General features: G+C 57.8%; 11 protein-coding genes. 9 read left to right on the forward strand and 2 right to left on the reverse strand.

Annotation, left to right across the window (positions count from 1 at the left end; genetic code table 11):
* Window positions 1-241: 241 nt before the first annotated feature.
* Window positions 242-1,024: an MBL fold metallo-hydrolase gene (locus tag MHI24_RS22830; RefSeq protein ID WP_340021810.1), complete on the forward strand. Its 783-nt coding sequence runs from the start codon at window positions 242-244 to the stop codon at window positions 1,022-1,024.
* Window positions 1,025-1,626: 602 nt separating this feature from the next.
* On the opposite strand, the gene MHI24_RS22835 is transcribed toward MHI24_RS22830, so the two are convergent.
* Together MHI24_RS22835 and MHI24_RS22840 are read right to left on the reverse strand one after the other, a co-directional pair.
* Window positions 1,627-2,604 (reverse strand): SDR family oxidoreductase, encoded by a 978-nt coding sequence (locus tag MHI24_RS22835; protein ID WP_340021811.1) that lies wholly within the window; start codon window positions 2,602-2,604, stop codon window positions 1,627-1,629.
* Window positions 2,605-2,786: 182 nt separating this feature from the next.
* Window positions 2,787-3,710 carry an AraC family transcriptional regulator gene (locus MHI24_RS22840; RefSeq protein ID WP_340021812.1) on the reverse strand — a complete coding sequence of 308 codons (924 nt, stop codon included), beginning with the start codon at window positions 3,708-3,710 and terminating at the stop codon, window positions 2,787-2,789.
* Between the two features lie 356 nt (window positions 3,711-4,066).
* Between MHI24_RS22840 and MHI24_RS22845 the strand changes: the two genes are divergently transcribed.
* From MHI24_RS22845 to MHI24_RS22880, 8 genes are all read left to right on the forward strand, one after another.
* Window positions 4,067-4,648: a GNAT family protein gene (locus tag MHI24_RS22845; protein ID WP_340021813.1), complete on the forward strand. Its 582-nt coding sequence runs from the start codon at window positions 4,067-4,069 to the stop codon at window positions 4,646-4,648.
* A gap of 15 nt (window positions 4,649-4,663) precedes the next feature.
* A complete protein-coding gene (locus MHI24_RS22850; RefSeq protein WP_340021814.1) occupies window positions 4,664-6,427 on the forward strand; it encodes an ABC transporter ATP-binding protein in 1,764 nt (587 codons plus the stop codon).
* 246 nt (window positions 6,428-6,673) lie between these two features.
* Window positions 6,674-7,738: a [FeFe] hydrogenase H-cluster radical SAM maturase HydE gene (gene hydE / locus MHI24_RS22855; protein WP_340021815.1), complete on the forward strand. Its 1,065-nt coding sequence runs from the start codon at window positions 6,674-6,676 to the stop codon at window positions 7,736-7,738.
* 62 nt (window positions 7,739-7,800) lie between these two features.
* Complete coding sequence (locus MHI24_RS22860; RefSeq protein WP_340021816.1) at window positions 7,801-8,793, forward strand: 2-oxoacid:acceptor oxidoreductase family protein; 993 nt, start codon at window positions 7,801-7,803, stop codon at window positions 8,791-8,793.
* A 21-nt stretch (window positions 8,794-8,814) separates the two neighbouring features.
* Window positions 8,815-11,103, forward strand: coding sequence for a thiamine pyrophosphate-dependent enzyme (locus tag MHI24_RS22865; protein WP_340021817.1), 2,289 nt, complete (start codon window positions 8,815-8,817; stop codon window positions 11,101-11,103).
* Between the two features lie 102 nt (window positions 11,104-11,205).
* The gene (nuoE, locus tag MHI24_RS22870; protein WP_340021818.1) at window positions 11,206-11,706 is read left to right on the forward strand and encodes an NADH-quinone oxidoreductase subunit NuoE; all 501 of its coding nucleotides are present in this window, start codon (window positions 11,206-11,208) and stop codon (window positions 11,704-11,706) included.
* A gap of 40 nt (window positions 11,707-11,746) precedes the next feature.
* Complete coding sequence (nuoF, locus tag MHI24_RS22875; RefSeq protein WP_340021819.1) at window positions 11,747-13,627, forward strand: NADH-quinone oxidoreductase subunit NuoF; 1,881 nt, start codon at window positions 11,747-11,749, stop codon at window positions 13,625-13,627.
* 19 nt (window positions 13,628-13,646) lie between these two features.
* Window positions 13,647-15,377 (forward strand): NADH-dependent [FeFe] hydrogenase, group A6, encoded by a 1,731-nt coding sequence (locus MHI24_RS22880; protein ID WP_340021820.1) that lies wholly within the window; start codon window positions 13,647-13,649, stop codon window positions 15,375-15,377.

A 15,377-nucleotide genomic window follows, 5' to 3' on the forward strand; every position in this document is an offset into this window, starting at 1 on the left:
GAGAGCTGTTCTGCGGCCGGGTGGGGCTGGAGGGCGGCTCTTTATTCTTGTGCGGCCTTAGGATGCAATGGTGCGGCTGCTGTACTATAATATACGGGTTGAACGATTCTGGCCAAGTGGAAACGGCTATGTCGTCCTTTTAAGGACGGCACCCGTTTCAGCGAGAAATATAAGGATAAGTTATCGTGTGGAACATATAAATTCTTATATTTAAAATAGACGGTGCTTGGAGGGCAGGCTTATGGATACATTAGTGTTTCTGGGGACGGGGGATGCCATGGGTGTACCCCGTGTGTACTGTGACTGTGAGACCTGTACGGAAGCGAGAACGACCGGGCGCAATAACCGCCTGCGTTCCTCGGTGCTGATCGATAACGGCAGCGGATTCCTGGCGGTTGACTGCGGGCCGGACTGGCGGCGGCAGATGGAGCTGCTGGGGCTGCGTAAGATGCAGCGTCTGCTGGTCACCCATGCCCACTTCGACCATATCGGCGGGCTGCCGGAATGGGCCGACAGCTGCCGCTGGATGGGCTTCCGGGGCGAGCTGTATGCTCCGGCGGAGGTCATCCCGGTCATTCAGCGGCAATACCCGTGGCTGACCGGACATATCGACATGATTCCCTGCGATGACGGGGTCACACTGGACGGCTGGCAGATTACAACGTGGCGGGTGAACCACGGCAAAAACGGGTATTCCTATGCCTACCGGCTGGATAAGGAGGACTATGCCTGGGTGTATTGCCCGGACTCGATCTCGCTGACGCCGGAGGAGCTTAAGCCGATGCACGGGGCGGACCTGCTGGTGCTGGGGACCAGCTTTTATTACGAAGCCGCTGAACTGTCCACCCGCTCTGTGTACGATATGACCGAAGCCGCCGACGTCCTGGAGACCGTCCAGCCGCACCGGGCCATCTACACGCATATGTCGCATGATGTAAATCTGGCGAAGGATTATATTCTGCCGGAGAAGGTTACGCTTGCCGTTACCGGCATGAAGGTTCCACTGTGCCGGGAGGAATCCTGAACAGGGGACGGGCAGCATCAGGGACAACAAACAGGAGCTTTCTGAAGAGTCAGGTTGTACTGACTTTTTGGAAAGCTCCTTCTCGTTGTTTAGGTAATTATGAATTTCTTTTGTTGGGATGGGCTCCATGCTTCACAGCCAGTAACAGTTATAGAGAAATCCTGCAAGAAGTACAACAATTCTGTCCCGTAGAAGCGGTCTATGCTGAAATCCTGCACAAACTGCAACAAAACACAGGCTAACTTGCTCTCCGCGCCGGAATTTGTGCAATTAATGCAACAATGTACTTGCATCCAGTCATAGATGTGGAGGAATCCTGCAAAAAGTGCAACAATTCTCTCTACAAGCGACCGGTGAGAGAAGACATTCTCTTTAATGATTCGCAGAGTGACTTTGTTGCTGAATGTATGTGAAAAACAGTATACATTGAGTTCGCAAGCACGCATCCGGCCTGAATGTATGTGAAAAACAGCATACGTTGTGCTCGCAAGCAGGCATCCGGCCTGAATGCATGTGGAAAACAGTATACATTGTGCTCGCAAGCAGGCACCCGGCCTGAATGTATGTGAAAAACAGCATACGTTGTGTTAGCGCAAATTCGCTTATCGCAGCGAGTTGCCCACAAAATAATCACCCCGCTCGATTTCAGCCAGCAGACCGCGCTCCTGCGGGTTCCAGCCGTAACGTTCACGGGTCAACGCTGAAGACACAGGATTGTCGGTTGCAGCAAACGGGCCCAGCCAGCCGAAATATTTGCCCGCTTCTCCGTGAACGATCTGCTTAGAGGGAATGTTCGCCTGCCGGGCAATCGCTTCCGCAATCTGCCTGAAAGGTATTCCTTCTTCCCCGACCGCATGAAGCCGCGAACCTGAAGGGGCCTGCTCTACGGCCAGCCTGAACAGACGCGCTGCGTCCAGCCGGTGCACGGCAGGCCAACGATTGGTGCCTTGCCCGATATAGGCGGCGGCTCCCTTGGACCTTGCGGCCCGGATCAGGCTGGGCAACAGGCCGCCCCGGTCACCTGTGCCGTATACGATCGGCGGCAGGCGCACCAGCGATGCCCGGACGCCGGAACCGGCAAGCGCGAGCACAGCCTTCTCCGACGCCACGCGTCCTCCTCCGATGGACGAGGCGTCTCCCGCATCCTCCTCAGTCGCCAGCCTTCCGGGAGTGAGCGTCATGGTGGGGATCGCAATTACAAGCGCACCAGACCGCTCTGACAGCCCGGCTCCCAAAGCCTGAATGGCGCGGCAATCCGTGCCGACCGCCGCCGCCATGAAACGGGCCGCCGCCCGGGCCGGACTTCCGCCCAGCATAATCCGCAGTTTCGCTGGCAAGCCGGCATGGGAAAACTTATGATAAAAAGCTGTATGCACAACAGCATCGGCCCCTGCCGCTTCCCGGCGTAAAAGCTCCGTATTCTCAATAGAGCCGCGAACGGCTCTCGTTCCGTTAGCTTCCAGCCGCCCCGCCGCTTCCTTCGAGCGTACCAGCCCGGAGACTTGGTGTCCGCCCTCAAGCAGTTCCCGAACCACTGCCGACCCGATAAAGCCGCTTGCTCCTGTTACAAAAATCCGCATTCCGGTGTCCTCCTCAAGAAATCAAGCCTTTATTCAGCAGCTTGTTCCGGCAATCATTTCCGATTCGCCAGCCTGCGGCTTCGGATACGATTCAGTATAGACGGATCGCTGCCGGAACGTTTGACCGTTCCGCTTGATTTTTTGCCCGATTCAACGGAAAAACACCCGTATTCCCACTGCTGTTATTTCCATTTGGCAATATCACGGCTTGGCGGATTGCCGAAAAACCGGCTGTAATCCCGACTGAACTGTGAGTCGCTAATATACCCGACCAGGCGGCAGGCCGTGGTGATATCCCGCCCGCCGGACAGCATCAGCCGCCGCGCCTCCTGAAGCCGGAGCGCCTTCTGATACTGCAGCGGACTCATTGAGGTCACCGCCTTGAAATATTCGCGGAACGAGGATTCACTGAGATGAACCATGGCGGCCAGCTCGGCAATAGTCAGTGATTCCGCGAAGTGGCTCCGCAGCCAATCGATCGCTTTGGCGACGCGCTGGACATCCGACCCGGCCAGCACGGTCTCGGCTACATATACGCCGATTGGACTGCGCAGCAGCCGGACAAAAATTTCATCCATCGCAAGCGAGGCCAGCAGGCCGTTATCTCCGGGCTCGTCCAGGCAGGCCACCAGCCGGGCCACCGCGCCGATTAAGGCAGGCTCGCCTTCGAGTACATAGCTTGCGCTGCGCTGGCCGGTTTTTGGCAGACCGTTCGGATAGATCTTCGGGATCAGCGCAGCGATTTTGTGCGGATCGAGATAGACGCCTACTCCAAGGAAAGGCTCTGAGGTGCTCGCTTGAATCGTTTGCATGCTGATCGGCACTGCTACGGGCGCAACCAGGATACGTGAGCCGCTGTATTCGGAGGTCTGTCCGCCGATCTTGAGGATTTTGGTCCCCTGCGCGGCAATGCCTACGGTTGGCCACTGCATGGTATGCATGTAATCGGACGGCTCCGTTCTGGAGTAGCGGTTGAAATACAATCCTGGTATCGCTGTCTCGGCTGTCCCGTCGCGTGTAACATGAGCCTCAATCAGCCGGGCCAGCCGGAGCGTTTCCAGCCGTGTCTGCTCTTCTGCTAATACCTCCACATGTGTTTTGGCCATGACCATTCATTCATCCTCTCTCCATCAGCCATCCATGCTTTGTGCAAGTATACAATATTCAGATTGACGAAGCATAAGAATTCAGCTATCCGCAGTGTCTTATGAAGCTACAGCGTTCATTTCCATCAGGAATCCTTCCAAATTTTTCAGCCCCGAGACTGATTCCGAAATCAGCCCCCCGCCGCTGGGTCCCTTGCCTGGGGTCTAGTAAACTAATGGCATTGGAGCCGAAGAGAGTGGGCCCACGACGGGCTTACCTTCCAGTTTTATGAATATGCTGCGTATATTTCTTTATTTTCAAAATTAGGAGGTGGCCCTATACTATAACGATATTAGAATAATGGAGGTCAATGGATATGAGTGAACAATTGGTTCCGATTCTGCTGGATATCCCGGAGAGCTTTGAAACGGAGCGGCTGCTTGTCCGTGCTTTGCGGCCTGGAGATGGTAAGGAAATGAATGAAGCCATCCGTGAGAGTCTGAACGAGCTGAAGCCGTGGATGCCCTTTGCCCGGAGTATGCCGACTGTGGAGGAAACTGAGCAATACGTCCGTGAATCGCAAGTAGCCTATCTGAAACGTACCACCTTGAATATGGAGATTTTCCGCAAGGAGGATGGCAAATTTGTGGGCAACATAGGCCTGCACCATGTGGATTGGGATTGCCGACGGTTTGAGATGGGCTACTGGATCAGAAGCTCCTGCTCGGGCAATGGATACATGACGGAGGCGGTGAACGGGCTAACGGATTTTGCCATCCAAGTGCTTGAAGCCAACCGGATAGAAATCCGCTGCAGTGCACTTAACGGGAGAAGTGCCGCAGTTGCTGAGCGCGCAGGCTATACACTCGATGGCATTCTACGCAAAAGTACCCGTGAGACGGACGGGGAACTCCATGACAGCAAGGTATATGCGAAGGTGCGGGGGGCCGAATTCTAAAGAGGAGCTGATGATGTGAAGAAGCAAAGCGCTTTTGCCAGATTACGTACATATATGCTTAGGCATAAGCTGATCTATACTGTATTGCTGCTGACGACATTGATTAATATTGCGAGCGATCTTATGATGGCCTGGTACCTGGCCCGGATTACCGATGCGGCTGTCCGGCTGGATGTGGAAGTGTTCCGCGAGCTGGCCTGGTTCGGCGTAATCTTCCTGACGGTTGCGGGGATCAATAACTTCGTGCTGGCCTACTTCAAGACGAATATTTCAGCCAAAATCAGAAATGAGCTGCGCCAGGATATGATGAGGCATACGCTGGCGCTGCCGCAGTCTTATTTCGACCGCAATCATTCCGGTGACCTGCTGTCCCGGTTCACGAACGATAACCAGTCGGTGGGCGATGCCTGCGGACATGTCATTCTGGACCTGCTGCGCAATCCGCTGCTGGCGCTGGCCTCCTTCATCTACCTGGTCTATATCAATTGGCTGCTGGCGCTGATCTGCCTGTCGATGGGACCGCTGCTGTTCCTGACCGGGAAAATCTTCGGCAACGCGATGCGCCGCAACAGCGTGCGGGTGCAGGAGAGCATGAGCAAGGCGACGGCTTTTCTGAACGATGTGCTGGGCAGCAGCATGGTATTCAAAGCGTTCTCTATTGAGCGCAGACTCCAAAAGCAATATGTGGGCTACAGCGAGGACATTGCGTCCGGTGAGAAGAAGAAGGCCGGAATTGAAGGGGCTACCGGCGCAATATCCTCTACCTTGGGAGCGTTCACCTTCCTGCTGGCGCTGGTGATTGCCGGATGGTTCGTAGCGAACGGGAAGCTTGAGGTCGGGGCGATGATTGCCTTCATTCAATTGATGAACTACCTGGTTGGACCGTTCTCGTCGCTGCCGGGTCTGGTGGCTTCGATGCAGCAGTCACTGGGCGCGGCGGAGCGGATCTTCGAGGTGATGGATGCTCCGGTGGAGGTGGAGAAGCTGCCGGAGGCTCAACTGAAGCAGCCGGAGTTCACGCAGCTTTCACTCACCGGGCTGTCCTTCAGCTACCCGGACAGTGACAAGCAAAGTCTGAACGAGATTAGTCTGGAGCTACCGCGCGGCAAGCAGATGGCTGTGGTCGGACCAAGCGGCGGCGGGAAATCGACCCTGTTCAAGCTGCTGCTGGGCTACTATAGGCCGGCTGCCGGGGAGATCACCATCAATGGCCGTCCGACCAGCGGGATGCCGCTTGCCGAGCTGCGAAGCTACTTCTCCTATGTGCCTCAGGAATCCGGCCTGTATTCCGGGAGCATCCGCGATAATATTGAGAGCGGCAGGCCGGGAGCATCGGAGGAAGAGATTATTGAGGCACTTCGGCAGGCGAACGCTTATGAGTTCGTAATGGAGCTGCCGGAAGGCCTGGACGCGGAGATCGGCGAGCATGGCTCCAGACTGTCCGGGGGACAGCGGCAGCGCCTGTCCATCGCCCGGGCCATGCTCAAGGATGCGCCGATCCTGCTGCTGGATGAAGCTACGGCGGCGCTGGATAATGAGTCGGAGCGGATGGTCCAGCAGGCAATCCGCAAGCTGATGAAGGACAAAACCACACTCGTCATCGCCCACCGTCTCTCGACCATCCAGAATGCCGATGTCATTCTAGTGATGGAGAACGGAGAGATTGCCGAGCGGGGCAGACATGAGGAGCTGCTGGCCTCGGGCGGGCGTTATGCCGAGCTGTACAACTCCCAGCTGGAGGAAGAGGCTGCGGAGGATGTGGTCTTGAGCCTGGCCTGATATCACCATAAAATCATAGAATGACCACCCGGGAAGGCTAGTTGTCTTCCTGGTGCAAACACGGGTCTCCGGCATTCGGAGGTCCGTGTTTGGCGTTGACGCAACATTCGCAGAATGTACACAAAAAGCATGGATTAGGCTGTTTCGCACCGTCATGGAACCTTCGGGCTCTGCATAATTTAGAGTAATTCATTAAGCACAAGCGGAATCATTGGGCAGATGATCAGGGATGGAGGATACATCAGAATGGAAGCGTTGCTGGACCAATTAGTTGAACGCAATGAGCTGGATCAGGAGGAGCTGGTCTGCCTGCTGCAGCAGCTGAAGACCGGAAGCAGGGACCGGTTATTCCATCTGGCCGTTCAGACCCGGAAGCTGCATTATAGTGAAACCGTTTACTTACGCGGCTTAATCGAATTCTCCAGCTTCTGCAGGCAGGATTGTCTCTATTGCGGCCTGCGCAGATCGAACACTGAGGCAGAGCGTTACCGGCTGACCGAGGCGGAGATTATGGAGTGTGCGGAAGAGGGCTACCGCCTCGGGTACCGTTCGTTTGTGCTGCAGAGCGGAGAGGATGCCTACTACACCGAGGCCAGGCTGATCCGCATCGTCACCGGCATCAGGCGCCGTTGCCCCGGAGCGGCAATTACCTTATCTGTCGGGGAACGGAGCGAGGGCTTCTACAGGGCGCTGTTCGAAGCGGGGGCGGACCGCTATCTGCTCCGGCATGAGACCGCTTCGCGTCCGCTGTACCAGTCCCTGCACCCCGGGATGTCCTATGATAACCGGATGGAGTGCCTCCGGGTGCTCAAGAGCATCGGCTATCAGGTGGGAACGGGCTTCATGGTCGGCCTTCCCGGGCAGACGCTCTCCCATCTGGCGGAGGACCTGCTGCTGCTGAAGAAGCTGCAGCCCCACATGATCGGCATCGGTCCGTTCATTCCCCATAGCAGAACTCCGCTCGGGGAGATGCAGGGAGGAACAGTGGATGACACGCTTGTGATGCTTGCCCTGGCGAGGCTGCTCGTGCCCGATGCGCTGATGCCGGCCACGACCGCCATGGGGACGCTTGATCCGCTCGGGCGGGAGAAGGCGCTGCAGGCAGGCTGCAATGTGGTGATGCCGATTCTGTCTCCGCTGCGGGTGCGCAGGAAATACGCGCTGTACGAGAACAAGATCTGTATGGGGGATGAGGCCGCCCTGTGCAGAGACTGTATTGAAATGCGGATTGCGGCTTCGGGTTACAGGATTGAACTCAGCAGAGGGGATCATTGCAGCTATAAGGAAAGACCCCGGAAGTATCAGAGCTGAGGGGCTTGCTATGCCTTAATTAGTGAATTAATTCACGTAATGCACATTAAGGAGGAGATTTCATGTCAACACTCCCGCATAAGAATGCGCTGGGCTTCTATGAAATCCGGCTGGAATCCATCGGCGGTCTGGGGGCCAACCTGGCCGGCAAAATGCTGGCCGAGACCGGCGCGCTGGAGCTGGGCTTCAACGCTGCCAACTTCTCGTCGTACGGCTCGGAGAAAAAAGGAACCCCGATCAAGACCTTCGTCCGCTTCTGCGACCCCGAGGTGGAGATTCGGGATCATAGCCCGATTGAGGAGCCCCATCTGGTGGCGGTCTTTCATGAGGCCCTGTACGGGACGGTTAATGTCGTCAGCGGCCTGCAGCCGGATGGCGTGGTTCTGGTCAATACCCCGCGGGATTTCGATGAGGTCCGGGCCGACCTGAAGCTGGAATACGGAACGATTGCCGTGGTAGACGCCATGGGTATTGCCGTTGAGGAGCAGACGAAGGTGAACACCTCCATGCTCGGCGCGATGTTCCGCATCTGTGACTTCCTGGACCCCGAGGCGATGCGCAAGGTGATCCGCCGAACGTTCGAGAAGAAATATCCGCATCTGGTGGAGCCGAATATCCGCACCTTCGACCGGGGATACAATGAGGTCAAGTTCAAGACCTATGAGGTGCCGGAGGGCACAGTGACCTCCCCCTTCAAGCGCGCGCAATCCCTGCTCGGCTATGAGACCCAGACCCCCGGCGGCGTCATTCTGGCTCAGGGCAACAGTGTGCTGAAGGACTTAAGCGGCTCGCGCTCCGGCGTTCTGCCTGTGCTGGATCTGGATTCCTGTATCAGCTGTGCGGCCTGCGACAATGTGTGCCCGGATAACTGCTTCGTCTGGGAGGAAGGCGAGGATAAGCGCGGCCGGCCGGTGCAGACCCTGCTCGGTATCGATTACCACTACTGCAAGGGCTGCCTGAAATGTATCGAGGTCTGCCCGACCGAGGCCCTGACCAGCATCCGCGAGGAGCTCGGGTTCGCCGAGGAGCACCGCGTTCCCCAGGTATTCAAGTGATTAGACAAGGAGGCGATAACAATGGCTGTCAGTGAAAATACAGAAACACAGGCTGTGCCTGCCGAGCAGGTCACCTGCTTCGAATCCGGGAATGAAATGGCGGCAACGGCGGCGGCGCAGATTAACTATCATATTATGGGCTATTTTCCGATTACCCCTTCAACGGAGGTGGCCCAGTATCTCGATCAGATGAAGGCCCGCGGCCAGCATGACATTGAGCTGATTGCCGCAGACGGTGAGCATGGCTCGGCAGGCATCTGCTACGGGGCGGCGATGGCCGGTGCGCGTGTCATTAACGCTACCAGCTCCCAGGGCTTCCTCTACATGCTGGAGCAGCTCCCGACCCAGTCCGGGACCCGCTTCCCGATGGTGCTGAACCTCGTCACCCGCGCGGTCAGCGGACCGCTCGATATCCGCGGCGATCACTCGGATCTCTACTACGGTCTTAATGCAGGCTGGGTCATTCTGACGGCCAGCACGCCGCAGGCGGTGTATGACATGAACATTATGGCGCTGCGGATTGCCGAGCATGCTGAGGTGCGCCTGCCTGTCATTGTCGCCTATGACGGCTTCTTCACCTCCCACCAGAAGCGCAAGGTTCAATACTTCAAGGACAATGAAGTGGTGCAGAGCTTTGTTGGCCCCAACCCGAACCATGAGTATCCGAACGTCTCTGACCCGTCCCGGCCGGTGACTATCGGGGCGCATATGGGCGGAGATGATCTGCTCAATAATCACTACCAGCTGTCGCTGGCGCTGGAGAAGGCCGGCGAGGTCTATGCTGAAGTGGCTGCCGAATATGCCGCTTTGTCCGGCCGCGAGCATCAGGTGCTTGACCTGTACCGGATGGACGATGCCGAGGTCGCCGTATTCCTGCTGAACTCCGCCGGAGAATCGGCCAAGGATACTGTGGATGCCCTGCGGAATAGAGGCATCAAGGCCGGTCTGGTCCGTCCGAACCTGATCCGGCCGTTCCCGGCAGAGCAGCTGCGCCAGGCACTTAAGCAGGTTAAGGCGCTGCTGGTTGGGGAACGGGCAGATTCCTACGGCGCCCAGGGCGGCAATCTGACCCATGAGATCCGTTCTGCACTCCAGGTTGATCCGGATAATCATACAGTGATACTCTCCCGCATCTTCGGTCTGGGCGGCAAGGATTTCTATGCAGATGATGCCGCGGCCTTCTTCGAGCTGGCGATCGACGCAGCCAGTAAAGGGTATGCCGAGAAGCCGTTCGATTATCATGGCTATTACCCCGGAGACCCGAAGCATGCGCTGGCTCCGGTCCGTGAACCGCTGCACGGTGATGATTACCGAAGCGGCCTGATTGAGGTGACTCCGGGCGAGGACGGACGGCTGAAGGTGAAGCTTCCCCCGCTGCGGCAGCTGACTGCCAAGCCGCACCGGCTGGCCCCCGGCCATGGCGCGTGTCCCGGCTGCGGCGCATTGTCAGCGCTGGAGCTGTTCTTCAAGGGCATCGAGGGCGATATGGTCGTCCTGTTCCAGACGGGCTGCGCGTACGTGGTAACGGCCAGCTATCCGTATTCCTCCCATAACCAGACCTTCGTGCACAACCTGTTCCAGAACGGTGCAGCGACGCTTGCGGGTATGGTGGATGCCTTCTATGAGCTGAAGCGGCGCGGCGAGATCCAGATCAGCGATGATATCACCTTCATCATGGTCTCCGGGGACGGCGGCATGGATATCGGGATGGGCGCAACCGTAGGGGCGGCCCTGCGCAATCATAAGATGATTATTCTCGAATACGACAATGAGGGCTACATGAATACCGGCTCCCAGCTCTCCTACTCCACACCGGTGGGTCACATCACCAGCACCTCGGGTCTAGGGAAGACGCAGAAGGGAAAGAAGGGCCACCACAAGGATACAGCGCAGATTCTGGCCGCCTGCAACATCCCGTATGTCTTCACTGCCGCAGAGTCGAACCCCCAGGATATGATTCAAAAAGCCGCCAAGGCCCAGTGGTACGCCAACCATGCCGGTACAGCCTACGGCAAGCTGCTCTGCGCCTGCCCGCTCAACTGGAAGACACCTGACCATAGCGGCCATGACCTGGTTAAGGCAGCGGTGGATTCCTGCTTCTTCCCGCTGTATGAGATTGAGCAGGGGGTTACCAATATTACCTACAACCCTGAGCTGAAGAACAAGCGTATCCCGGCCGCAGACTGGCTGAAGGGCATGGGCAAAACGAAGCATCTGCTGAAGGATGAGGAACTGCTGCATAGCTTTGAAGCCGAAATTGAACGCCGCTGGAGCAGGCTGAAGCTGAAGCATGAGAGCGATTTACTCTAATTGAAAACCATTCTCAATATAGTATATCGGGAATCCGGCAAAAGATGATGGATTTCTGGCGGCTTTGCACAACTTTTTAGCAGGAGCGGAGGGGGTAGGGTTATGGAAACACACCAAGCAGGCAGCTGCGGCAGCACCGCTGAGGCGGATGAGAAGCTGATGAAGGTACAGTCGGCGATATCGCAGTTCCGGATGGTTAAGGGGGCGCTGATTCCTGTCCTGCATGAGATTCAGGATATCTACGGGTATTTGCCGGAGCCGGTACTGGAGGTGGTCTCGGCGGAGCTGGGGCTGACGATGAGCGAAATCTACGGGGTGGCCTCGTTCTATCATTTTTTCTCGCTGACCCCCAAGGGGGAGCATGTGGTCCATCTGTGTATGGGGACGGCTTGCTATATCAAGGGTGCCCAGGGCATCCTTGACCGTCTCAGCACAGAGCTTCATGTGCCTGTCCAGGGCACTACGGAGGACAACAAATTCACGCTGGAGGCGACACGCTGCCTGGGGGCCTGCGGCCTTGCGCCGGTGATGACGATTGGCGAGAAGGTCCATGGACGGCTTGTGCCGGGCAATATTCCCAAGATTCTGAAGGAGTACAAGTGATGATTCTGCGCCCCGTGCGCAGCAGACAGGAGGGATGAATATGAAGCTCTTAACGGATCTTGAGGCGATCAAGACGCTGACGCAAGCCCGGCTGGATAACCGGAAGGTCACAGGCGCCTTGCCGGAGGCCATCACATTCAGGTCCGTGATGGTGTGCGGAGGGACGGGATGCACCTCGTCGGACTCCAGCCAGATCATAGATAAGCTGAACCAGGAAATCGCCGCCCGCGGCATTCAGGTGCAGGTGGAGGTTGTACGTACCGGCTGCTTCGGGCTGTGCGAGCTGGGGCCGGTCGTCATTGTCTACCCGGAGGGCATCTTCTACAGCCGGGTGGAGGTGCAGGATATTCCGAAGCTGGTGGAGGCGCATCTGCTCCAGGGCAAGCCTTATGAGAAGAAAATCTACGAAAAGACCCGGCAGGACAACGGGCATATTCTCAATTTTGAGGAAACGGAATTCTACAAGAAGCAGGTGCGGATTGCCCTGCACAACTGCGGAGTCATTGACCCCGAGAATATCGATGAGTATATCGGCAGCGATGGCTACCAGGCGCTCGGCAAGGTGCTGAAGACGATGAGCCGCCAGGAGGTCATTGAGACGGTGAAGCAGTCCGGGCTGCGGGGACGCGGCGGCGGCGGCTTCAATACAGGCTTGAAGTGGGAGTTCGCCGCAAAACAGGATAAGGCGCAGAAATACGTGATCTGCAATGCGGATGAAGGGGACCCGGGGGCGTTCATGGACCGTTCCATCCTTGAAGGCAACCCCCATTCAGTCATTGAGGCGATGGCGATTGCCGGGTATGCCATCGGCGCAGACCAAGGCTTCATCTATGTCCGTGCGGAATATCCCATCGCTGTCCAGCGGTTTATGAAAGCGCTTGAACAGGCCCGTGAATACGGTCTGCTGGGCAGTGATATTCTGGGCACAGGCTTCAGCTTCAGCATTGAGGTACGGCTGGGTGCCGGAGCCTTCGTCTGCGGGGAAGAGACGGCGCTGATCCATTCGATTGAAGGCCACCGGGGGATGCCCACGCCTAAGCCGCCTTTTCCGGCGGTGGAGGGGCTGTGGGGGCAGCCGACGATCATCAACAATGTGGAGACGCTGGCGAATGTGGCCCAGATTATTATGCATGGAGCGGCCTGGTATGCAGGCTTCGGAACGGAGAAGTCGAAGGGCACGAAGGTGTTCGCGCTCGGCGGCAAGGTGGTGAATACCGGCCTGGTCGAGGTGCCGATGGGCATCACGCTGCGTGAGGTCATCTTCGAGATAGGCGGCGGCATTCCCGGCGGCAAGAAGTTCAAGGCGGTACAGACCGGCGGGCCTTCCGGCGGCTGTCTGACCGAGGAGCATCTGGACTGCACGATTGACTTCGATACCCTGACCAGCCTGGGGTCCATGATGGGCTCGGGCGGGATGATCGTCATGGATGAAGACACCTGTATGGTCGATGTGGCCCGGTTCTATCTTGATTTCACCCGCGATGAGTCCTGCGGGAAATGCACCCTCTGCCGCATAGGCACGAAGCGCCTGCTGGAGCTGCTGGATAAGATCACGGAGGGCAAAGGCACAATGGAGGATCTGGAGAAGTTGGAGAGCCTCTCCAACCAGATTAGGAATGCTTCCCTGTGTGCGCTGGGCCAGACCGCACCGAATCCGGTATTGTCCACGCTGAAGTATTTTCGCGAAGAATATCTGGCCCATGTTGTGGACCATAAATGTCCGGCCGGCGTGTGCAAGTCGCTGATTGCCTACCAGATTGATGAGGAGCTGTGCCGGGGCTGCAGCCTCTGCGCCAAGAAGTGCCCGGTCGATGCGATCACAGGCGAGCTGAAGGAGCCGTTCGTGATCGACACGGCGGTCTGCATCAAGTGCGGGGTCTGTTTCGATGTATGCAAGTTCAAAGCGGTAGCGATAGTCTGACGGAGAGGAGGGGATACACTTGGATACGATAAAAATTACGATTGACGGCATAGAGACCGAGGTCATCAAAGGGATGACGGTGCTTGAAGCTGCGCGCCAGCAAGGCGTGGAGATCCCGTCGCTGTGTTATCTGAAGGGACTGAACCACTCGTCCAGCTGCCGGGTCTGTGTCGTGGAGGTGGGGCCGAGGCTGATTGCCTCCTGTACGCTGATCGCGGAGGAAGGCATGAAGATTCTGACGAACACCCGCAAGGTGCGCGAGGCCCGCAGAGCCTCGGTGGAGCTGCTGCTGTCCGACCATAACCAGGAATGCCTCAGCTGCTCGCGCAGCGGCGGCTGTGAGCTGCAGACCGTCTCCAGCACGCTGAATATCCGCAAGGTGAGCTACACCGGCGAGAAATCGAGCCAGGAGAAGGATTATACCTCTCCCGCAGTCGTCCGGGATGCCTCCAAATGCATTCTCTGCGGCCGCTGTGTCGGGGCCTGCGGTACGATGCAGACAGTCGGGGCCATCGGCTTCGCGAAGCGCGGCTTCGATACCGTCATCTCCACCGCGTTCGGCCGTCCGCTGGCCGAGTCAACGTGCATCGATTGCGGCCAGTGCATCATGGCCTGTCCGGTAGGGGCGCTCAGCGAGCATGAGAACATCGACGATGTATGGCGGGAACTGTCAGACCCCGGCAGATATGTGGTGGTCCAGGCCGCACCGGCGGTGCGGGTAGCGCTGGGCGAGGCCTTCGGCCTGCCGCCGGGCAACCGGGTGACCGGCAGAATGGTCGCCGCCCTCCGCAGGCTGGGCTTCGATAAGGTGTTCGATACGAACTTCGGCGCGGATCTGACCATTATGGAGGAGGGGACCGAGCTGCTCTCCCGCCTCGGCAGCGGGGAGAATCTGCCGCTGATGACCTCCTGCTGCCCGGGCTGGGTGAAATTCATGGAGAATAATTTCCCGGACCGCCTGAATCATCTGTCCACCTGCAAGTCGCCGCATGAGATGGAGGGGGCGATGGTGAAATCTTTTTTTGCCAAGCAGGCAGGGGTGGACCCGAAGAGTATCACCGTTGTCTCGATCATGCCTTGCACGGCTAAGAAGTTCGAGGGCCAGCGGGAAGAGCTGGGCAGCGGCGGCTTGCAGGATGTGGACTGGGTGCTCACCACCCGCGAGCTGGCGGCGATGATCAAGGAGGCCGGGATCGACTTCCTGAACCTGCCCGATGAAGACTTCGATAATCCGATCGGCCGGGGCTCAGGGGCCGGCGTGATCTTCGGGGCCAGCGGCGGGGTGGCTGAAGCGGCCCTGCGCACGGTGTTTGAGATCACCTCCGGCAAGGAGCTGGAGACGGTTGAATATACAGCAGTCCGGGGCATGGACGGCCTGAAGGAGAATGTGATTGACCTGCCGGACGGCCGGAAGATCCGCACAGCAGTGGTGCATGGGCTGGGCAATGCCCGCAAGCTGATGGAGGCGATGGAGCGCGGGGAACACAGCTACGATTTCATCGAGGTTATGGCCTGTCCCGGAGGCTGTATCGCCGGCGGCGGCCAGCCGATTCTGGATGCGGTTACCGCTGCACGTACCGATATCCGGGCTGAGCGGGCCAAGGCGATCTACTCGGAGGATGAAGCGCAGACGGTGCGCAAATCGCATAAGAATCCTTACATCCAGGCGCTCTACGAGGAATTCCTGGGTGAGCCGAACAGCCATCTGGCCCATGAACTGCTGCATACGCATTATATTGCGCGGAGGTGA

It is taken from the genome of Paenibacillus sp. FSL K6-1096, from assembly GCF_037977055.1.
GTDB lineage: Bacteria > Bacillota > Bacilli > Paenibacillales > Paenibacillaceae > Paenibacillus_AQ.

What these genes read in the sequence shown, in the direction of transcription:
- hydE (WP_340021815.1), top strand. Translation starts at nt 6,674, where the DNA reads ATGGAAGCGTTGCTGGACCAATTAGTTGAACGCAATGAGCTGGATCAG.
- MHI24_RS22840 (WP_340021812.1), bottom strand. Translation starts at nt 3,710, where the DNA reads ATGGCCAAAACACATGTGGAGGTATTAGCAGAAGAGCAGACACGGCTG.
- MHI24_RS22835 (WP_340021811.1), bottom strand. Translation starts at nt 2,604, where the DNA reads ATGCGGATTTTTGTAACAGGAGCAAGCGGCTTTATCGGGTCGGCAGTG.
- MHI24_RS22830 (WP_340021810.1), top strand. Translation starts at nt 242, where the DNA reads ATGGATACATTAGTGTTTCTGGGGACGGGGGATGCCATGGGTGTACCC.
- nuoE (WP_340021818.1), top strand. Translation starts at nt 11,206, where the DNA reads ATGGAAACACACCAAGCAGGCAGCTGCGGCAGCACCGCTGAGGCGGAT.
- nuoF (WP_340021819.1), top strand. Translation starts at nt 11,747, where the DNA reads ATGAAGCTCTTAACGGATCTTGAGGCGATCAAGACGCTGACGCAAGCC.
- MHI24_RS22860 (WP_340021816.1), top strand. Translation starts at nt 7,801, where the DNA reads ATGTCAACACTCCCGCATAAGAATGCGCTGGGCTTCTATGAAATCCGG.
- MHI24_RS22865 (WP_340021817.1), top strand. Translation starts at nt 8,815, where the DNA reads ATGGCTGTCAGTGAAAATACAGAAACACAGGCTGTGCCTGCCGAGCAG.
- MHI24_RS22845 (WP_340021813.1), top strand. Translation starts at nt 4,067, where the DNA reads ATGAGTGAACAATTGGTTCCGATTCTGCTGGATATCCCGGAGAGCTTT.